General features: G+C 69.7%; 17 protein-coding genes. 11 read left to right on the forward strand and 6 right to left on the reverse strand.

From position 1 onward, the window contains the following. Nucleotides 1-56 precede the first annotated feature (56 nt). From ACAM58_RS01930 to ACAM58_RS01955, 6 genes are all read right to left on the reverse strand, one after another. Nucleotides 57-1,253 carry an ATP-binding protein gene (locus tag ACAM58_RS01930; protein ID WP_278879258.1) on the reverse strand — a complete coding sequence of 399 codons (1,197 nt, stop codon included), beginning with the start codon at nt 1,251-1,253 and terminating at the stop codon, nt 57-59. A 7-nt stretch (nt 1,254-1,260) separates the two neighbouring features. Continuing rightward, nucleotides 1,261-1,983 (reverse strand): response regulator transcription factor, encoded by a 723-nt coding sequence (locus ACAM58_RS01935; RefSeq protein WP_012745423.1) that lies wholly within the window; start codon nt 1,981-1,983, stop codon nt 1,261-1,263. Further along, a complete protein-coding gene (locus ACAM58_RS01940) occupies nt 1,980-3,686 on the reverse strand; it encodes an NAD(P)/FAD-dependent oxidoreductase (RefSeq protein ID WP_369663991.1) in 1,707 nt (568 codons plus the stop codon). The genes ACAM58_RS01935 and ACAM58_RS01940 overlap by 4 nt, the downstream gene beginning before the upstream one ends. A 6-nt stretch (nt 3,687-3,692) precedes the next feature. Next, nucleotides 3,693-4,529, reverse strand: a complete 837-nt coding sequence (locus ACAM58_RS01945; protein WP_369663992.1) for a beta-ketoacyl synthase chain length factor — start codon at nt 4,527-4,529, stop codon at nt 3,693-3,695. Between the two features lie 124 nt (nt 4,530-4,653). Beyond that, complete coding sequence (locus ACAM58_RS01950; RefSeq protein ID WP_369663993.1) at nt 4,654-5,856, reverse strand: beta-ketoacyl-[acyl-carrier-protein] synthase family protein; 1,203 nt, start codon at nt 5,854-5,856, stop codon at nt 4,654-4,656. Nucleotides 5,857-5,986: 130 nt separating this feature from the next. After that, on the reverse strand, nt 5,987-7,357 hold the full coding sequence (locus ACAM58_RS01955) for an AmpG family muropeptide MFS transporter (protein ID WP_369663994.1): 1,371 nt from the start codon (nt 7,355-7,357) through the stop codon (nt 5,987-5,989). 76 nt (nt 7,358-7,433) lie between these two features. Here ACAM58_RS01955 and ACAM58_RS01960 point away from each other — a divergent pair, with 76 nt between their 5' ends. From ACAM58_RS01960 to ACAM58_RS02010, 11 genes are all read left to right on the forward strand, one after another. Then, nucleotides 7,434-8,300 (forward strand): M48 family metallopeptidase, encoded by an 867-nt coding sequence (locus tag ACAM58_RS01960; RefSeq protein WP_369663995.1) that lies wholly within the window; start codon nt 7,434-7,436, stop codon nt 8,298-8,300. 211 nt (nt 8,301-8,511) lie between these two features. Further along, nucleotides 8,512-10,221, forward strand: a complete 1,710-nt coding sequence (gene atzF, locus ACAM58_RS01965) for an allophanate hydrolase (RefSeq protein WP_369663996.1) — start codon at nt 8,512-8,514, stop codon at nt 10,219-10,221. A gap of 17 nt (nt 10,222-10,238) precedes the next feature. Next, entirely contained in the window at nt 10,239-11,246 is a 1,008-nt protein-coding gene (locus ACAM58_RS01970; RefSeq protein ID WP_369663997.1) for an ABC transporter substrate-binding protein, read from the forward strand. A 2-nt stretch (nt 11,247-11,248) separates the two neighbouring features. Then, a complete protein-coding gene (locus ACAM58_RS01975; RefSeq protein ID WP_062363791.1) occupies nt 11,249-12,079 on the forward strand; it encodes an ABC transporter permease in 831 nt (276 codons plus the stop codon). Next, nucleotides 12,076-12,909 (forward strand): ABC transporter ATP-binding protein, encoded by an 834-nt coding sequence (locus ACAM58_RS01980; RefSeq protein WP_012745432.1) that lies wholly within the window; start codon nt 12,076-12,078, stop codon nt 12,907-12,909. Before ACAM58_RS01975 ends, ACAM58_RS01980 begins: the two co-directional genes overlap by 4 nt. Continuing rightward, complete coding sequence (gene hpxZ, locus ACAM58_RS01985; protein ID WP_018903884.1) at nt 12,906-13,286, forward strand: oxalurate catabolism protein HpxZ; 381 nt, start codon at nt 12,906-12,908, stop codon at nt 13,284-13,286. Before ACAM58_RS01980 ends, hpxZ begins: the two co-directional genes overlap by 4 nt. A 47-nt stretch (nt 13,287-13,333) precedes the next feature. Next, a complete protein-coding gene (locus tag ACAM58_RS01990) occupies nt 13,334-14,452 on the forward strand; it encodes a BMP family ABC transporter substrate-binding protein (protein ID WP_369663998.1) in 1,119 nt (372 codons plus the stop codon). A gap of 25 nt (nt 14,453-14,477) precedes the next feature. Further along, on the forward strand, nt 14,478-15,539 hold the full coding sequence (locus ACAM58_RS01995) for an ABC transporter permease (protein WP_369663999.1): 1,062 nt from the start codon (nt 14,478-14,480) through the stop codon (nt 15,537-15,539). Next, the gene (locus tag ACAM58_RS02000; RefSeq protein WP_369664000.1) at nt 15,536-16,459 is read left to right on the forward strand and encodes an ABC transporter permease; all 924 of its coding nucleotides are present in this window, start codon (nt 15,536-15,538) and stop codon (nt 16,457-16,459) included. The genes ACAM58_RS01995 and ACAM58_RS02000 overlap by 4 nt, the downstream gene beginning before the upstream one ends. 5 nt (nt 16,460-16,464) lie before the next feature. Beyond that, nucleotides 16,465-17,169, forward strand: a complete 705-nt coding sequence (locus tag ACAM58_RS02005) for a cysteine hydrolase family protein (protein WP_369664001.1) — start codon at nt 16,465-16,467, stop codon at nt 17,167-17,169. A gap of 7 nt (nt 17,170-17,176) precedes the next feature. Further along, nucleotides 17,177-18,775: an ABC transporter ATP-binding protein gene (locus ACAM58_RS02010; protein ID WP_369664002.1), complete on the forward strand. Its 1,599-nt coding sequence runs from the start codon at nt 17,177-17,179 to the stop codon at nt 18,773-18,775. The last annotated feature ends 16 nt before the right edge of the window (nt 18,776-18,791 follow it).

Here is an 18,791-nt window from a genome sequence, read left to right on the forward strand (position 1 = left end):
ACGCCAGCGGCCCGGCGAAGCCGGTTCCGCGGCGTCCCGCGGACGAGACCGGGGGCTCAGTTCGCGGGCGCGCCCGCCGGCAGGCGGATCACGAAGCTCGCGCCGCCGCCCGGGCCGTCTTCGCAGCGCACGCTGCCGCCGTGCCGCTCGGCGATCGACTTCACCAGCGCGAGCCCCAGGCCCACGCCGCCGTTGCGCTCGCTGGCGCCGGGCAGCCGGTAGAAGGGCTCGAAGATGCGTTCGCGCAGGGCCGGCGGCACGCCCGGGCCGCGGTCGGTGACGCGCACGGTGGCAAAGCCGTTGGCGCTGCCGAGCTCCACCCTGATCTCGCCGGCGCCGTAGCGGCGCGCGTTCTCGAGCAGGTTGCGGATCGCGCGGCGCAGCAGGCGCGAGACGCCGGGCACGGTGAGCCTGGCGTTGTCGGTGCCTTCGACCAGGTCGAGCTCGGCATTCACCTGCGAGCACTCCTCGGCCGCGAGCCCCGTGAGGTCGACGGCCTCGATGGTGCCCAGGTCGGCCTCGCTCGCGTCGAGCCGGCTGGCCAGCAGGATCTCGTCGATGAGCTGGTCGAGCTCGCCGATGTTGCGCGAGATTTCCTCGCGCGCCTTGGGGCTCGGGCGTTCGCCCATCAGCTCCAGGCCCATGCGGATGCGGGTGAGCGGCGAGCGCAGCTCGTGCGATGCATTGGCCAGGAGCGACTTGTGCGAACGCACCAGCTGTTCGATGCGTTCGGCCGACGCGTTGAAACGTTTGGAGAGATCAGCCACTTCGTCCTGCCCTTCTTCGGTCACGCGCACCGAGAGATCGCCTTCGCCCCAGCGCTGCACGCCGCGCTGCAGCGCCTCCAGCCGCTGGGTCAGCCGCCGCACGATCGGGTACACGCCCAGCGCCACCGCAATGCCCACGAGCGCGATCATCCAGCCCAGGCCGAACGGCGTGCGCCAGGGCGCGAATCCGCCGCCGGGCGGTCGGTCGCGCGGCGCCACGCGCAGCGTGAGTGCCTTGCCGTCGCTGAGCGTCACGTCGAACTCCAGGCCCTGGCCCGGCACGCGCAGCGCCTTGCCGGTGCCGATCGGCGTGTCCTGCGCATCGAGCACCACCACGTTGCGCGGCACCGGCGCCAGCCGTTCGCGCTCGGCCTGGGCCGCCTCGCGCACGATCCAGTTGGCCATCAGCGTGAGGATGACGACGCCGCCCACCACCGCGAGCCAGATGCGCACGTAGAGGTGGCGGGAGTAGAGGCTGCGCAGCATCGGCCGGTCAGTCCTGCTGCTTGGCGAACACGTAGCCCACGCCGCGCACTGTGAGGATGCGCTTGGGGTTCTTGGCGTCGACCTCGATGGCGGCGCGGATGCGGCCCATGTGCACGTCGATCGAGCGGTCGAAGGCCTCGAGCTCGCGGCCGCGCACGGCCTCCATGATCTGGTCGCGCGTGAGCACGCGGCCGGCGCGCTCGGCCATGGCCACCAGCAGGTCGAACTGGTAGGAGGTGAGGTCGGCCAGCGCGCCGCCCACCGACACGGTGCGCGCATTGCGGTCGATCTCGAGCGTGCCGAAGCGCATCACGGTGCTGGCTTCGGTGTCGGCATTGTTCTCGCTGCGCCGGCGCAGCACCGCGCGGATGCGCGCGAGCAGCTCGCGCGGCTCGAAGGGCTTGGGCAGGTAGTCGTCGGCGCCGATCTCCAGGCCGATGATGCGGTCCATCGGATCGCCCTTGGCGGTGAGCATCAGCACCGACACCTTCGAAGCCGGAGGCGGCAGCGAGCGGATGCGGCGGCAGATCTCCAGGCCGTCGGTGTCGGGCAGCATCAGGTCGAGGATCACCAGGTCGGGCGCGTGCTGCTGCAGCTGCTCGAGGCCGCTCGCGCCGTCGCCGGCATGGGTGAAGAGGAATCCCGACTGCGTCAGGTATTCGCCCACCATCTGTGCCAGGCGGGCGTCGTCTTCGATCATCAGGAGCTGGGGGGTACTCATGCGCTTCATGGTCGTGCACGGGGGGCAACGGGGCTTGAACGCTCCGTAAAGTTGGGTAAACGCCGCGTCCGGCTGTCCTCCGGAAGTGCTGCGAAAAGCATAGCGCCGGCTTGCGCGCCGGCGGGCAGGGCGGCGATGTTTTCCTCGAGCAGCGAGGGCAGGGCGCAATCGCCCAGGTCCGCATTGTCCGCCCGAGCGCGCGCGAGGATCTCGCCGGCCAGCTGGCGCAGCTGCGCGGCCGAGGCCCGGATGCGCGCCCTGAACGCGGCGTCGCCCAGCCGCGGGTCCTTCAGGCTGCGGTTGAGCTCGGCGAACCAGGGCATGGCGGCCTGGTCGAGCATCACCGGGGCGTTGCGCCTGGCGCTGGCCGCGGACCAGCTGCGCAGCAGCTGCTGCACCGCGAGGTTCAGGCGCTGGCAATGCTGCAGCTCGTCCTTCAGGCTGCCGAGCAGCATCAGGTCGGTGAGCCGCTGCTGGAAGAAGATCTGCGAGAGCACGCCCCAGTAGTAGGCGTAGTCCCAGATCACCTTCACCGGCAGCACCTCGGGGTCGCCGAACAGCGGGTACTGGTCCTGGTAGAGCGCCAGCGTGCTTTCGTAGAACGAGTGGTAGATCTGGTCGTAGAGCTGCGCGCGCGCTTCCACCGGGCGGCCCGCGCGGTCGTGCGCCACCAGGTCGGCGATGTAGGTGTTGCTGATCGCGATGAAGTCGCTGCCCGGCGAATAGAAGGGGTCGAGGAACAGGCCGGCCTCGCCCGTCAGGGCCCAGCGCCGGCCCGAGAACACCTGCCTGCAGCCGTGCGAGAAATGCTTGAGGAACGCGAAGTCCTGCAGCAGGTGCCGCTTGCCGTCGAGCGCGTCGTACAGCCGCGGCTGGTAGGTGGCGAACCACCGCATGGCCTTGTCGAAGGTGTCGATGGTGTCCAGCGGGTGCAGCTTCGGGTCGGCCACGATGCCCACCGAATGCGAGCCCGAGGCCAGCGGAATCAGCCAGGCCCAGTAGCCCGCGCCCACCAGGTGGTTGGTCGAGAGCCAGCGCGCCTGCGGATCGCAGCGCCCGCGCCAGGCGGCGTCGTCGCTCCACTCGTCGATGGCAATGCGCTCGCCGATGCGGAACCACACGGCGTTGACGTCGTGCGCGTTGGCCTCGGCGAGCCCGAGCTTGCGCTTGAGCAGGCCGGCGCGGCCGCAGGCATCGACCAGCCAGCGCGCCTCGGCGCTGTGGGTTTCGCTGCCGCGCGTCCATTCGAGGCGGTGCGGCGCCTCGGCGTCCGGGGCCAGTTCGACGCGGCGCACCAGCGCGGCATCGTCGAAGCGTACGCCGCGCCGCACGGCCTCCTCGGCCAAGTAGTTCTCGAAGATGCCGCGGTCGATCTGGTAGCTGGGCACCGCCAGGTAGCGGCTGGCGCCGATCTCGGTGACCTGGTCGATGTCGCGCCGGCCCTCGCTGAAGAAGAAGCGGAAGCCGAACTTGCGCAGCTGCGCGCCGTCCATGTGGGGCTTGAGGCCGAGCACCGTGTCGAAGTAGTGCGCGCCGATCTCGACCGACGACTCGCCCACCTTGTGCGCCGCATGCGGCACCGGGTGCGTGCGGCGCTCCAGCACCAGCACGTCGATGTCCTGGAAGCGCTGCTTCAGCTGCAGCGCGAGGGTGAGGCCCGCGAGCCCGCCGCCCATGATCACTGCGTCACATCGTTGCGCAGTGCCGGTCATGGAATCTCAGTCCCGGATCGGCCGCAGTTGCAGCCGCAGCGACAGGGTGGAGGAAAGCGGCAGCCCGATGGGCGGCGGCGGACCGTCGCCATCCAGCCGTGCCAGCGCTTCGAACAGGCCGAGCGCATGGGCCATCGGGTTGATGTGCGCCAGGGTCTTGGCGGCTTCGGAAAGCGGCGCCGGCGGGTTGCCGCCACCGCCGCTGCCGTCCATCGACCAGTCGAGCGCGGCCACGCTGCGCGCCGTGCGCTCGGGCGCGATCACCAGCGCCACGGCCAGGAGGCCCTGGCTGTCGGTCACCGAGGTCAGCGGGCCCACCGTGGGCGTGTCGTAGCCCACCAGCAGCACCGGCGACTGGTCGGCCGCGCATTGCACGGCCGCTTCGAGCAGGCCGGCGGCAAAGCTGTTCTCGTAGGCCGAGACCGAGTTGCTGGCCGCCATGCAGCCGGTGCCGATGGTCCAGTAGCCCACGGCCGCGTTGTGCACCGAGTTGTGGAAGCGCGTGGGCGACAGCACCGTGGGGTCGGTGGCCAGCGTGCTGCACATGTAGTCGTTGATCGACAGGTCGCCATGGGCCGAGACGAACACGCAGGGCACGTCGGCCGCGTTGCGGCCCGAGCCTGCCATCGACGCGGCGGCCACTTCGAGCGCCAGCGCCACGGTGTCGGGCGCGCGCCGGCGCTCGGCCGGCGCCAGCACCTGCGGCGACGGCCGCTTGGCCGGCGGATCGGCCAGCCCGCCTTCGCCGCGGAAGGCGGCGCGCGCGGCGTCCCAGCCCGGCAGGGTGGGCGTCCAGAAGGCCGGGCCTTCGATGTAGAGAGTCGGGGGCGTGGGGACGCTCATGCTGGTTGTCATTGGATGGCCCCTTCGCGGAACACCGTGGAACCGGCTTTGCCGGGCCACTGGTGTTGCCCCCGGTAGGGGGAGGGAGAAGCGACACGAAGTGCGCGGAGCCTGGGGGCGAGCCTCATGCCTTTGCCTTGCCGAAGACCAGCGAGCAGTTGTTGCCGCCGAAGCCGAAGGAGTTGGTCAGCGCATAGCGCACCTCGCCGTGCGCGGGCGCGAGCCGGATCTGCGGGCCGAAGCCGGCGTCGAGCAGGTTCGTGTTGACCGTGCCCGGCATCAGGCCGCGCTCGATCGCGAGCAGGCTGATCACCGATTCGACGATGCCCGCCGCGCCCAGCGTGTGGCCCATGAAGCCCTTGGTCGAGCTGGCGTGGGTGGTGGCAGGGAAGCGCCGCGCCACCAGCGCGCCTTCGACCTCGTCGTTCTTCTGGCTCGCGGTGCCGTGCATGTTGATGTAGTCGATGGCCTCGGGCGCGAGGCCCGCGCGCGCCAGCGCCTCGTCGAGCGCGCGTTCGGCGCCCAGGCCCTCGGGGTGCGGCGTCGACATGTGGTGCGCATCGCTGGCTTCGCCGTAGCCCAGGAGCCGCAGCGGCGCGGCGGCGTCGTCCTGCACGCGCTCCACCAGCGCGAAGCCGGCCGCTTCGCCCAGGCTGATGCCCTTGCGGCTCGCATCGAACGGCCGGCACGGCTCGCTCGACACCAGTTCGAGCGAGTTGAAGCCGAACAGCACGCTGCCGCACAGCGTGTCGACCCCGCCCACCACGGCGGCGTCGGCCAGGCCCAGGCGGATCAGCCGCTCGGCCGAGGCAAACACCTTGGCGCTCGACGAGCAGGCGGTGGAAATCGTCTCGCTCGGCCCGCTGAGCCCGAGCACCTGCTGCACGAACATCGCCAGCGAATGCGGCGTGTGCACGGCCGGACGGCGCTGGTCCATGGGAAAGCGGCCGTCGGCGTCGAGCTGGGTGTAGGCCAGCTCGGTCTCGCCGATGCTGGAGGTCGAGGTGCCGAGGATCAGCGCGATGCGCGAAGGGCCGTACCTGGCCCGCGCGGCCGCCACGGCCTCGGGAAAGCCGTCCGCATGCAGGCCCAACCAGGCCAGCCGGTTGTTGCGGCAGTCCCACGAGGCCAGCGCCTCGGGCAGGCGGATGTCCTCGAGTCCGTCGACCCGGCCGATCCAGGTGGGCAGCGGCGCGTCGCCGAAATCGTTGGCGCGCAGGCCGCTGCGCGAATGTTCGAGCGCCTCGGCGAGCGGCTCCTTGCCGACGCCGACGGCCGAAGTGGCCGTGAAGGCGCTGATCTGAAGGGGAGAAATGCGGGGCGGCACGTTGCTTGTGGGTTGGCGGACGGAAGGTGAATGATCGCTCTGGGAGCGAGGCGGCAGGTAACCGGAAAGTGACAGCCTACCAGTTGCGCGGGGCCCCGGGCGTCAGCTGTTTTCCCATGCGGACCGCGCCCTATTGACGCCCGGCCGGCGCCTTGGTGGTGGTGATGCGGGCGGCCAGCGCCACCAGCAGCAGCACCGGCACGCCCAGCAGCGCGGTGGCGGTGAAGAACTGGGCGTAGCCGTGCGCATCGACAAAAGCGCCCGAATAGCCGGCAATGAACTTGGGCAGCAGCAGCATCAGCGAGCTGAACAGCGCGTACTGCGTGGCCGAATAGCTGATGTTCGTGAGGCTCGACAGGTAGGCGATGAAGGCCGCCGAGGCAATGCCCCCGGCCAGGTTGTCGGCCGACACCACCGCGATCAGCGCCGTCAGGTCGTGCCCGCGCGAGGCCAGCCAGGCAAAGAGCAGGTTGCTCGCCGCGCTCAGCACCGCGCCCAGCATCAGCACGCGCATCACGCCCAGCCGCATCGACAGCACGCCGCCCACGAAGGCGCCGGCCAGCGTCATGACCACGCCGTAGATCTTGCTGACCGTGGCCACCTCGTCCTTGGTGAAGCCCATGTCCACGTAGAAGGGGTTGGCCATGATGCCCATCACCACGTCGCTGATGCGGTAGATGGCAATGAGCGAGAGGATCAGCGCGGCCTGCCACTTGTAGCGGCGGATGAAGTCGGCAAAGGGCTCGATCAGCACGCTTTGCAGCCATTCGGCCGCGTTCTTCGGCTTGGGCAGCACGCGGCGCACCGGCTCGGGCGAGAGCAGCACGGTCAGCACGCCCACCGCCATCGAGGCCGCCATCACCAGGTAGGCCGTCTTCCATGCGCCGTTCTGGTAGGCCGCCGCGCCCGTGGCGGCCGCTGCTGCCGGCGCCACCTCGGCCCAGGCCGCCACCCACAGCACACCGGCGCCGGCCCAGATCATCGCCAGGCGGTAGCCCGTTTGATAGGCGGCGGCGAGCGCGGCCTGCTTGCGCGTTTCGGCCGACTCGATGCGGAAGGCGTCCAGCGCGATGTCCTGCGTGGCCGAGCCGAAGGCCACCAGCAGCGCGCACCAGATCAGCGGCGCGAGGCCCTGGCGCGGATCGTTGAGCGCCATGCCGACCAGCCCCGCGACCACCATCCCCTGCGCCAGCAGCAGCCAGCCGCGCCGGCGCCCGAGCAGCGTGGTCAGCGGCGGCAGCGGCAGCCGGTCGACCAGCGGCGCCCAGACCCACTTGAAGCCATAGGCCAGGCCCACCCAGCTCAGGTAGCCGATGGTGGTGCGGTCGATGCCCGCCTCGCGCAGCCGAAAGCTCAGCGTGCCCAGCACCAGCAGCAGCGGCAGGCCGGCGGAAAAGCCCAGCGCCAGCATGCGCAGCGTGGCGGGCTCGAGGTAGACCTTCAGCGCATCGCGCCAGGGCGGGGAAGGGGCGGTGGAGGTTTCGGCGGGCTGGGCAGACATGAACTCCGGATTGTCCATGAGCGCGCGCCGCCTGCCGAGCCGTCTTTTTGTCGGCAATTGTTCCTATGATCCGCGCATGTGCACACGATGCGAGCTTCTTGTTGTTTCTTCCGCGGCTTCTTCGGCGCCGCGCGCCTCGGCCTGGCAGCCGCGGCGGGCCTTCCTGCTGGCGGCCGGCGCCGCGCTGGCCGGACCGGCCCTGGCGCAGGTGAACGTGGGCAATGCCTCGGTGGCGCGCAACCTGGTGCCGGCCGACCGGATCGAGGCCGCCGGCGTGCAGCAGTACGGCCAACTGCTGGAGCAGGCGCGCGCCAAGCGTGCGCTCGCGGGCGACGGCAATGCGCAGCTGCAGCGGCTGCGCACCATCGCGAACCGGCTGATTCCTTTTGCCACGCCGTGGAACGCGCGCGCGCGTGAATGGAAGTGGGAGGTCAACCTGATCGGCAGCAAGCAGATCAACGCCTTCTGCATGCCCGGCGGCAAGATCGCCTTCTTCACCGGCATCCTCGAACAGCTCAAGCTCAGCGACGACGAGGTCGCCATGGTGATGGGGCATGAGATGGCCCACGCGCTGCGCGAGCACGCGCGTGCCCGCATGGCCAAGAGCGCGGGCACCGGTGCGGCGCTTTCCATCGGCGCGCAGCTGCTGGGCCTGGGCCAGATGGGCGATCTGGCGGCGCGCGCCGGCACGCAGCTGCTGACCCTCAAGTTCAGCCGCAGCGACGAGACCGAGGCCGATCTCGTCGGGCTCGAGCTTGCAGCGCGCGCGGGCTACGACCCGCAGGCCTCGGTGTCGCTCTGGAAGAAGATGGCCGCGGCATCGAAGAACCAGGGCGGTCTCAGCTTTCTGTCGACCCACCCGAGCGGGCCGGACCGGATCCAGAAGCTCGAGGCCAACCTGCCGAAGGTCGAGGGGCTTTACAAGGAAGCCAGGCGCAGCTGAGGTCTTGCTCCCTCTCCCTCCGGGAGAGGGCGGGGGTGAGGGCGGCGGCCTTCATATGTGAGCCGCGCTTCATCGGCGGCACGGAGCCCTCACCCCAACCCTCTCCCGGAGGGAGAGGGAGCAAAACCCTGAACAGGATCTTTTGAAGGACGGCCTTCGGTCGCCTGGCACATTGCTTGCATCTCGACTTGTACACAAGTTTGGATGCCTGATGATGGTGCATGAAGAAAACGGATCGGCTGCCGCAGCGTGGATTGCCCGCTTTCCCCGGCCCGTGCCCGGCGCGGACGCGGGCCCTCTGGCCGGCCTGCGCTTCGCCGTCAAGGACAACATCGACGTGGCCGGCGTGCCCACCACGGCCGCCTGCCCGGCCTTCGATCGCCGGCCGGCTGAGCACTCGGCCGTGGTGCGGAAGCTGCTCGATGCCGGTGCATCGCTGCTCGGAAAGACCAACCTCGACCAGTTCGCCTGCGGCCTGAACGGCACGCGCTCTCCATACGGCGAAGTGCCCAATGCCTTCGACACGCGCTATGTCTCGGGCGGTTCCAGCTCCGGGTCGGCCTATGTGGTGGCCGCCGGCGAGGTCGATTTCGCGCTCGGCACCGACACCGCCGGCTCGGGCCGCGTGCCCGCCGGGCTCAACAACATCGTCGGGCTCAAGCCCTCGCGCGGCCTCTTGAGCGCCTTCGGCGTGGTGCCCGCCGCCCAGAGCGCGGACTGCGTGTCGATCTTTGCGCGCAGCGTCGGCCTGGCCGTCGACGTGCTTCTTGCAGCCGCCGGGCCTGACGCGCGCGACCCTTACTCGCGGGCGCTTGCGCTGCGCAGCCATCCGTTTCCGCCGGCCTTCCGTTTCGGCGTGCCCGACACGCTTCGCTTCTTCGGCGATGCCGCGGCCGAGCAAGCCTTTCGCGATGCGCAGCTGCGGCTCGCCGCCCTCGGCGGCACGGCCGTGGAAATTCCCTTTGCGCCGCTGGCCGAGGCCGCCGCGCTGCTCTACGAGAGCGCGCTCGTGGCCGAGCGCTATGCGGCGGTGCGCGGGTTCTTCGATGCGCACGGCTCCCAGGTGATCGAGCCGGTGCGCGGCATCCTCGAAAGCGGCCGCGGCTACAGCGCCGCCGACGTGTTCGAAGCGCAGACCCGGCTGCGTGCCATCGCGCAGCAGGTCGAGCCGATGTGGCGCGGCATCGACCTGCTGCTGGTGCCGACCGCGCCCACGCACTACACGCGCGAACAGATGCGCGCCGACCCCGTGGTGCTCAACCGCAACCTCGGCGCGTACACCAACTTCGTCAACCTGCTGGACTACGCCGCCATCTCGGTGCCGAGCGCGCTGCGCGCCGACGGCCTGCCCTTCGGCATCACGCTGATCGGCCCGTGCGGCAGCGATCTGGCGCTGGCCGAGCTGGGCCAGCGCTATCACCACGCCACCGGCCTGCCGCAGGGCGCCACGGGCTTGCCGCTGCCCGAGCCGCGCCCCCTTCCGGGTCTGGGCGCTTCGCCAGTGCAGGCCATGCCCATCGCCGTCGTCGGCGCGCATCTCTCGGGCATGCCGCTCAACGGCCAGCTCACCGAGCGCGGCGCCACGCTGCTGCGCGCCACCACCACCTCGCCGCGCTACCGCCTGCATGCCTTGCCGGGCACCGTGCCGCCCAAGCCGGGGCTGCAGCGCAGCACGGCCGGCGGAGCAGCCATCGCGCTCGAAGTGTGGTCCGTTCCCGTGGCCGAGGTCGGCAGCTTTCTCGCGCTGATCCCGCCCCCGCTGGGTCTGGGCAGCGTCGAGCTCGCCGACGGCAGCTGGGTGCACGGCTTCATCTGCGAAGGCCATGCGCTCGCAGGCGCCGAAGACGTGAGCCACCACGGCGGCTGGCGTGCCTACATCGCGAGCCGCGCCGCGGCCTCTTCCCCAACCATTCCAACCTGACCGATCGAGGAGTCTTCATGCGCATCCCTGAGAAATCGCCCGCGGCCGCCGCGTCGCGCCGCCAGCTGCTGCAGGCCGGCGCCGCGGGGCTGGCCGTGCTGGCCGCACCCGCCATCGTGCGCGCGCAGGCCGCGCCCAAGATCCGCATCGGCTTCTGGCCCGTGGCCGCGGGCCTGCCTTTCTTTGCCGCGGTCGATCGCGGCTATTTCAAGGAAGCCGGCCTGGAGGTGGAGCCGCTCAAGTTCGCGGGCGCGCAGCAGGTCATGGAAGGCATGCTCGCGGGCCGCTGCGACGGCAGCGCCAACGGCACGGGCTCGGCCAACCTCGCCATCGGCGAGATCGCGCAGCCGGGGCTGTTCAAGATCTTCTGCACCAACCCGAGCAACGCCAGGTTCGTGCTCGACGAATTCATCGTCGCCAAGGACAGCCCGATCAAGACCATGGCCGAGCTGGCCGGCAAGAAGATCGCATCCGGCCCCGGCATCCAGAACGTGACGCTGTGCAAGACCATGCTCGAGCGCGCGGGCGCCAAGGGCGCCACGGTGAGCGAGCTGCCCATCGGCCAGCATGTGGCGGCGCTCGTGGCGGGCCAGGTCGATGCCTGCTACACGCTCGAGCCCACCGGCACCGTGGGCCGCATGAACGGCACCACGCGCGTCATCGAGGCCGGCGTGGTCGCCAAATACATCCTCGGCGATCCAATGGCGCCCTGGCACGGCGGCGCAGCCAGCCTCACCAGCGAATTCATCAAGAAGAACCCCGACGCGGCAAGGAAGTACATCGCCGCCTATGCGCGCGGCGTGGAGCTGGTGCGCAGCAAGCCCGACGATGCGCGCCAGCACATGAAGGGCTACACCGCCATCGAAGGCAGCCTCACGGCCGAAGTGCCGCTCGCCTCGTACATGCTCTACAACGAGTTCAAGCCGAGCGACGTCGCGTACTTCCAGAAGTTCTACGACCTGTTCACCGAAAAAGGCATCTTCGAGAAGAAGGTGCCGGTGGACGGCCTGCTCTACAAGGCCTGACCATGGCCGACGCAAGCACGACCACGGCCACGCCGTGGACACCGCCGGCCGACGGCACCGCCGCCTCGGCACCGAAGCCGCCGCTGCGCGACCGGCTGCTGCCCTTCATCGGCCCCGTGGCGCTGTTCATCGTGTGGGACCTGGCGGTGCGCCTGGGCTTCATCAAGCCGATCCTTCTGCCCACGCCCGCCGACACCGTGGCGGCGCTCATCACGGGGCTCGCGGGCGGGCCGCTGCTCACCGACTTCGCGATGACCGTGTGGCGCACGCTGCAGGCCTTCGCGATTGCGGCGGTGGTCGGCGTGCCGCTGGGCGTGCTGCTCGGCAGCAACGAAAAGGCCTACCGCAGCGTCGAGTTCCTGATCGACTTCTTCCGCTCCACGCCTTCGTCCGCGCTGATCCCGCTGTTCCTGCTGATCTTCGGCGTGTCGGACGTCAACAAGGTGGCGATCGCGGCTTTCGGCGCGCTGCTGATCGTGGTGTTCAACAGCGCCTACGGCGTGATCAACGCGCGCAAGCAGCGCGTGATGGCGGCGCGCGTCATGGGCGCTTCGCGCTGGCAGATCTTCAAGGACGTGCTGGTGTGGGAAAGCCTGCAGCCCAGCTTCGTGGGCCTGCGCTCGGCGGTGTCGATGGCGCTGGTGATCGTCATCGTGGCCGAGATGTTCATCGGCTCCGACACGGGCCTCGGCCACCGGATCATCGATGCGCAGCAGGTGCTCAACGTGAAGAGCATGTATGCGGCCATTCTGGCGGCGGGTGCGCTGGGCTATGCGCTCAACATCCTCTTCCTCATCGCCGAGCGTCGCATCGTGCACTGGAGCGGAAGATGAAAGCCACGCCCGACATCGTCGTCAACGGCCCGGTGTACGCCGACGTGCCCAGGCCGGTCTTCAAGCCCGGCCCGGCCGGCACGCACATCACCATCCGCGGCCTGACCAAGTACTTTGCGGGCTGGCCGCTGTACGAAAACTTCGACCTCGACATTCCCAAGCACCGGATCGTCTCGGTGTTCGGGCCCAACGGCTGCGGCAAGTCCACGCTCATCAACATGATCGCGGGCCTGATCCCGATCGATGCGGGCGAGATCCTGTTCGACGGCAAGCAGCGCAAGGACACCAAGATCGGCTACGTGTTCCAGAACTACCGCGAGGCGATGTTCCCGTGGATGCGCACCATCGACAACATCGCTTACCCGCTGAAGCTCGAAGGCCGCAGCAAGGCCGAGGTCGACCGCCGCATGGAAGAGCTGGTGGCGTCCTTCGACGTGAAGTTCGACCTGAAGCGCTTTCCGTACGAGCTCTCGGGTGGGCAGCAGCAGACCGCATCGATCATGCGCGCGCTCGCGCCCAAGCCCGAGGTGCTGTTTCTGGACGAGCCCTTTTCGGCGCTCGACTTCGAGATGACGCTCTTCATCCGCGAGAAGCTGCAGGAGGTGTTCATGCAGACCGGCACCACCATGCTCCTGGTGTCGCACGACCTCGAGGAGGCCGTGTACCTGGCCGACGAGGTGCTGCTGCTGACCAAGCGGCCCACCCGGGTGGCCGAGATCCTGCGCTACGGCGATGCGCGGCCGCGCACGGTCGAGACCCTGAGCACCGAGAGCTTCGTCGCAACCAAGAAGCTCAGCCTCGACATCTTCCAGCGCGAGGTCCGCCGGTGACGCCCGAGATCAACATCCCCGAGGTGCTCGCCGAAGTGACGGACGTGTTCGCGCGCTATGAGCAGGCGCTCATGGCCAACCAGCCCGCGGTGCTCGACGAGCTGTTCTGGAACAGCCCGCACACGCTGCGCTACGGCTTCTCGGAGAACCACTACGGCCATGCCGGCATCAGCGCCTTTCGCGCATCGCTGCCGGTGCAGAGCCCGCCGCGCGAACTGCTGCGCACCGTCATCACCACCTACGGCCGCGACTTCGCCACGGCCAACTGCGAGTTCCGGCGCGAAGGCGCCACCGCTGTCGGCCGGCAGAGCCAGACCTGGCTGCGCACGGCCGACGGCTGGCGCGTGGTCGCCGCCCACGTGAGCCTCCTGGGCTGAGCGCGGGGCCATTTTTTGCACTCCCTTCAACCTCTGGAAAGAACGCCATGACAAGCCAAATCAATCGCCGCGATTCCCTCAAGTCCCTGGCTGCGCTCGGCGCCGCCGGCACCCTCGGAGGCTGGAGTGCGCTCGCCGGCGCGCAGGCCAAGCCGCTGACCGTCGGCGTGATCTACGTCGGCGCGCGCGACGACTACGGCTACAACCAGGCGCACGCCATGGCGGCCGCCGAAATCAAGAAGCTGCCCGGCATCAAGGTGGTGGAAGAAGAGAACGTGCCCGAGACCACGGCCGTGCAGAAGACCATGGCCGGCATGATCTCGCAGGACGGCGCCAAGCTGCTGTTCCCCACTTCGTTCGGCTACTTCGATCCGCACATTCTGGCCGTGGCGCCCAAGAATCCCGACGTGCGCTTCTCGCATTGCGGCGGCCTCTGGACCGAAGGCAAGCACCCGAAGAACGCGGGCAGCTTCTTCGGCTACATCGACGAGTGCCAGTTCCTGAACGGCGTGATCGCTGCGCACATGACCAAGAGCAACAAGATCGCCTTCGTTGCCGCCAAGCCGATTCCGCAGGTGCTGCGCAACATCAACGCCTTCACGCTGGGTGCGCGCTCGGTCAAGCCGAACATCACCTGCAGCGTGATCTTCACCGGCGACTGGTCGATGGCCGTGAAGGAAGCCGAGGCCACCAACAGCCTGGCCGACCAGGGCTGCGATGTCTTCACCATGCACGTGGACGGCCCCAAGGTGGTGGTGGAAACGGCGGCCAAGCGCGGCAAGATGGTCTGCGGCTACCACGCGAGCCAGGCCAAGCTCGCGCCCAACGCGTACCTCACCGGCGCCGAATGGAACTGGCTCACGGCCTACAAGACCGCCATCGAGGCCGCGCAGGCCGGCAAGCCGCATCCCAACTTCCTGCGCGGCGGGCTGAAGGAAGGCTACGTGAAGATGTCGGCCTACGGCCCGATGGTGCCGGACGCCGCAAAGAAGCAGGCCGACGAGATCAAGGCGAAGATGGTGGCGGGCAGCTTCGACATCTTCAAGGACGGCATCAAGGACAACAAGGGCGCGGTCGTGGTGCCTGCCGGCAAGGTGCTCAAGCAGACCGACCTGGAACTCGAAAAGATGAACTACCTGGTCGAAGGCGTGATCGGCCAAGCCTGATCGCAGCCGCACCGGCCCGCACGCCATGCGTCACGCGCTCAAGGAATTCGCCCTGCCGGTGTTCGCCATTGCGGCGGCGCTGCTGCTGTTCGGCGTGCTCGCGGCCTTTGCGGGCGTCAATCCGCTGGAGGTCTGGGCGACGCTCTTCAAGGGCGCGTTCGGCGACTGGTTCTCCTGGCAGAACACATTGCAGCGCGCCGCGCCGCTGATGCTCACCGCGCTGTGCGTGGCGCTGCCGGCGCGCGCGGGCCTCATCGTCATCGGCGGCGAAGGTGCGCTGGTGCTGGGCGGGCTGGCGTGCGCGGCGCTCGCGCATGCGGTGCCGCTGCCCGGCAATGTCCTGGGCACGGCGATCGTCTGCATCGCGGGTGCATTGGCCGGTGCGCTGTGGATCGTGCTCGCAGGCTGGCTGCGCCAGTACCGCGGCATCAACGAAACCATCAGCAGCCTGCTGCTGGCCTATATCGCCATCGGCATCTTCAAGCACCTGGTCGAAGGGCCGCTGCGCGATCCCGCGAGCCTCAACAAGCCATCGACCCATGCGCTGGCCGACGGGCTGCTGATCGGCGGCATCGGCGGCTCGGACGTGCACTGGGGCCTGGTGATCGGCGTGGTCGCCTGCCTGGCGCTCGGGTGGTGGCTGCGTGCCACCGCCTCGGGCTTTTCGGTGCGCGTGGTGGGCGGCAATCCGCGCACCGCGCAGCTCGTGGGCCTGCCGGCCACGCGGCTCATCCTGGGGGCCTGCGCGCTCGGCGGCGCCTCTGCGGGGCTCGCGGGCGCGGTCGAGGTGGCGGCGGTGCACACCAATGCCAATGCCTCGCTGATCGCGGGCTACGGCTATGCGGGCATCCTGGTGTCGTTCATCGCGCGGCACAACCCGGTGGCCATCGTGCCGGTGGCGATCCTGTTCGGCGGCTTCGGCGCGGCCGGCAGCCTGCTGCAGCGGCGGCTCGGGCTGCCCGATGCCTCGGTGCTGGTGCTGCAGGGCATGGCCTTTGTGCTGATCCTGGCGAGCGAGGGCTTGCGCATGGTCGACTGGAGCGCCCTGCGCGCTCGCGTGCCGCGTGGCGCGGGGGTGGTGCCATGAGCGCGGACCAGTGGATCGCGCTCGCGGCCGGCATCGTCGGTGGTGCGCTGCGCGTGGGCGCGCCGTTTCTTTTCGTGAGCCTGGGCGAATGCCTCACCGAGAAGTCGGGCCGCATCAACCTCGGGCTCGAAGGCGTGCTGGTGCTTTCGGCGATGGCGGCCTTCGGCGGTGCCTATCTCACCGATTCCGCCTGGCTGGGGGTGGTGATCGGCGCGCTGGCCGGGGCGGCGCTCGCGCTGCTGCATGGCCTCTTGTGCTCGCTCGACCGCGTGAACGACGTGGCGACCGGCATTGCATTGATGCTGCTCGGCACGGGGCTCGCGTTCTACCTGGGCAAGCCGCTGATCCAGCCGCAGGCGCCGCAGATTCCCGCGATACCGCTGGGCTTCTGGAGCGACAACACGGTGGTGCGCTCGGCGCTGCAGCTCAATGCGCTGGTGCCGATCGGCGTGGCGCTCGCGGTGCTGCTCTGGTGGGGCTTTGCGCGCACGCGGGCCGGCCTCCTGGTGCGCATGGCCGGCGACTCGGCGCAGGCGACGCGCGCGCTCGGCTACTCGGTCTCGGGCCTGCGCATTGCGGCGACCACGGCCGGCGGCTTCATCGCCGGGCTCGGCGGCGCATCGCTCACGCTGTTCTATCCGGGCAGCTGGAACGAAGGCATCTCGAGCGGCCAGGGCCTGATCGCGGTGGCGCTCGTGATCTTCGCGCGCTGGAGCCCGCTGCGCTGCGTGGGCGCGGCGCTGCTCTTCGGCGGGGCCGGTGCCATCGGACCGGCGCTGCAATCCATCGGCATCGGCTGGGGCTACCACCTGTTCAACACCGTGCCTTACGTGCTCACGCTGGTGATCCTGGTGTTCACTTGCAGGCCCGGCACGGCCGCCGCCGGTGCGCCGGGCGAACTTTCATCGACAAGGAGCTGAACCCCATGGCGAACACCGCATCTCTCCGCCACGTGGCCGCCGAGCCCTATGCCTGGCCCTACAACGGCGCGCTGCGCCCCGGCAACACCGCGCTCATCGTGATCGACATGCAGACCGACTTCTGCGGCACCGGCGGCTACGTCGACGTGATGGGCTACGACCTCTCGCTGGTGCAGGCGCCGATCCAGCCGATCGCGCGCACGCTCGCGGCGCTGCGGCCGCTGGGCTTCCACATCATCCACACGCGCGAAGGCCACCGTCCCGACCTGGCCGACCTGCCCGCCAACAAGCGCTGGCGCTCGCGCCAGATCGGCGCCAACGGCGTGGGCATTGGCGACGACGGGCCGTGCGGGCGCATCCTGGTGCGCGGCGAGCCGGGCTGGGAGATCATTCCCGAGCTCGCGCCGCTGCCCGGCGAGGTGGTGATCGACAAGCCGGGCAAGGGATCGTTCTATGCCACCGACCTGGAATTGATCCTGCGCACGCGCGGCATCGAGAACCTGATCCTCGCGGGCATCACCACCGACGTGTGCGTGCACACCACGATGCGCGACGCGAACGACCGCGGCTTCGAATGCCTGCTGCTGTCCGACTGCACCGCCGCCACCGACCATGGCAACCACCTGGCGGCGCTGAAGATGATCACGATGCAGGGCGGCGTGTTCGGCGCGCATGCCGCCTCGCAGGCGCTCTTGGCCGCGCTGGACTGACCCGGGCATGGCCGACCCCACGCCCCACGCCATCGGCGCACTGCCTGCGGGCAGCGGCGCGCTCGCGCTCGACACCTACGAGCTGACCAAGCGCTTCGGTGCCTTCACCGCGATGGACCGCGTGACGATGCGCGTGGAGCCCGGCACGGTGCATGCGCTGCTCGGCGAGAACGGCGCGGGCAAGAGCACGCTGGTGAAATGCGTGGCGGGCTTTCAGCGCGCGGAGGAGGGCAGCATCCTGATCGACGGGCGCGAGCAGGACATTGCCAACCCGATCGTGGCGCGCGTGCTCGGCATCGGCATGGTCTACCAGCACTTCACGCTGGCACCGGGCATGACGGTGGCCGAGAACCTGCTGCTCGCGGGCGGCAAGACGCCGGCGCTGATCGACTGGAAGGCCAAGCGCGCGGAGCTCAGGGATTTTCTTGCGGCCACGCCCTTCAGCCTCGACCTCGATGCGCGGCCCTCCGAGCTTGCGGCGGGCGAGAAGCAGAAGCTCGAACTGCTCAAGCAGCTGTACCTGAAGCCGCGCCTGCTGATCCTCGACGAACCGACCTCGGTGCTCACGCCGCAGGAGGCCGACGAGGTGCTGGGCCATGTGCGCGAGTTCGCGAAGAGCGGCCTGTGCACGGTGCTCATCATCACGCACAAGTTCCGCGAGGTGATGGCGTACGCCGACAGCGTGACGGTGCTGCGCCGCGGCAAGGCGGTGCACCACTGCCGCGTGGCGGACACGAACCCGGCGCAGCTGGCGCAGGCGATGATGGGCGGCGAGGGCGCTTCGGCGCCTGTACCGGCTTCATCGCCCGTCGCGAGAAAACCGGTGCCCGATGCGGCACCCGTCGCCTTGCGCGTCGAGGGCCTCGAGGCGCAGGGCGACCGCGGCACGCTCGCGCTGCACGGGCTGAGCCTTGCGGTGCGCGCGGGCGAGATCCTCGGCGTGGCGGGCGTCTCGGGCAACGGCCAGCGCGAACTGGTCGAGGCGCTGGTCGGCCAGCGCGCGCGGCTGGCCGGCAAGGTGAGCGTGATGGGCCAGCCCTACAGCGCGCGCCGCGCCGAGAACCGCAGCCTCAAGGTCCGCAGCCTGCCCGAGGAGCCGCTGCGCAATGCCTGCGTGGGCGACCTCAGCGTGGCCGAGAACATGGCGCTGCGCGATTTCGACCGGCCGCCCTTGTCGCGCGGCGGCGTGCTGAACTTTCCGTTCTGGCGCCACCGGGCGCGCGAGTGGATTGCCGAATACGGCGTGAAGACGCAGGGCGAGGGCGCGCCGATCCGCAGCCTGTCGGGCGGCAACGTGCAGCGCGCGGTGCTGGCGCGCGAACTGGCCGGCGACATCAATGTGCTGATCGCGGCCAACCCGGTGTTCGGCCTCGACTTTGCCGCCGTGGCCGAGATCCACGAGCGCATCGTGCAGGTGCGCGAGAAGGGCGGCGCGGTGCTGCTGATCAGCGAGGACCTCGACGAGCTGCTGGAGCTGGCCGACCGCATCGTCGTGATGAGCGAAGGGCGGATCGTGTTCGAGACTTCGGCTGCGGGGGCAGAGAGGCATGTGATCGGGGCGCACATGGGTGGGGGGCACCATGAGCCTTCGAAGGCTGTGGCATGAGTGCCCCGCTTGCTGT

It is taken from the genome of Variovorax sp. V116 (genome assembly GCF_041154435.1).
Lineage (GTDB): Bacteria > Pseudomonadota > Gammaproteobacteria > Burkholderiales > Burkholderiaceae_C > Variovorax > Variovorax paradoxus.

Excerpts from the sequence above, each read along its gene's own strand:
- ACAM58_RS01955 (WP_369663994.1), bottom strand. The coding sequence starts at position 7,357 with ATGTCTGCCCAGCCCGCCGAAACCTCCACCGCCCCTTCCCCGCCCTGG.
- ACAM58_RS01970 (WP_369663997.1), top strand. The coding sequence starts at position 10,239 with ATGCGCATCCCTGAGAAATCGCCCGCGGCCGCCGCGTCGCGCCGCCAG.
- ACAM58_RS01980 (WP_012745432.1), top strand. The coding sequence starts at position 12,076 with ATGAAAGCCACGCCCGACATCGTCGTCAACGGCCCGGTGTACGCCGAC.
- ACAM58_RS01935 (WP_012745423.1), bottom strand. The coding sequence starts at position 1,983 with ATGAAGCGCATGAGTACCCCCCAGCTCCTGATGATCGAAGACGACGCC.
- ACAM58_RS01945 (WP_369663992.1), bottom strand. The coding sequence starts at position 4,529 with ATGAGCGTCCCCACGCCCCCGACTCTCTACATCGAAGGCCCGGCCTTC.
- ACAM58_RS02000 (WP_369664000.1), top strand. The coding sequence starts at position 15,536 with ATGAGCGCGGACCAGTGGATCGCGCTCGCGGCCGGCATCGTCGGTGGT.
- ACAM58_RS01930 (WP_278879258.1), bottom strand. The coding sequence starts at position 1,253 with ATGCTGCGCAGCCTCTACTCCCGCCACCTCTACGTGCGCATCTGGCTC.
- ACAM58_RS02010 (WP_369664002.1), top strand. The coding sequence starts at position 17,177 with ATGGCCGACCCCACGCCCCACGCCATCGGCGCACTGCCTGCGGGCAGC.
- ACAM58_RS02005 (WP_369664001.1), top strand. The coding sequence starts at position 16,465 with ATGGCGAACACCGCATCTCTCCGCCACGTGGCCGCCGAGCCCTATGCC.
- ACAM58_RS01940 (WP_369663991.1), bottom strand. The coding sequence starts at position 3,686 with ATGACCGGCACTGCGCAACGATGTGACGCAGTGATCATGGGCGGCGGG.
- ACAM58_RS01990 (WP_369663998.1), top strand. The coding sequence starts at position 13,334 with ATGACAAGCCAAATCAATCGCCGCGATTCCCTCAAGTCCCTGGCTGCG.
- ACAM58_RS01995 (WP_369663999.1), top strand. The coding sequence starts at position 14,478 with ATGCGTCACGCGCTCAAGGAATTCGCCCTGCCGGTGTTCGCCATTGCG.
- ACAM58_RS01960 (WP_369663995.1), top strand. The coding sequence starts at position 7,434 with ATGTGCACACGATGCGAGCTTCTTGTTGTTTCTTCCGCGGCTTCTTCG.
- ACAM58_RS01975 (WP_062363791.1), top strand. The coding sequence starts at position 11,249 with ATGGCCGACGCAAGCACGACCACGGCCACGCCGTGGACACCGCCGGCC.
- atzF (WP_369663996.1), top strand. The coding sequence starts at position 8,512 with ATGATGGTGCATGAAGAAAACGGATCGGCTGCCGCAGCGTGGATTGCC.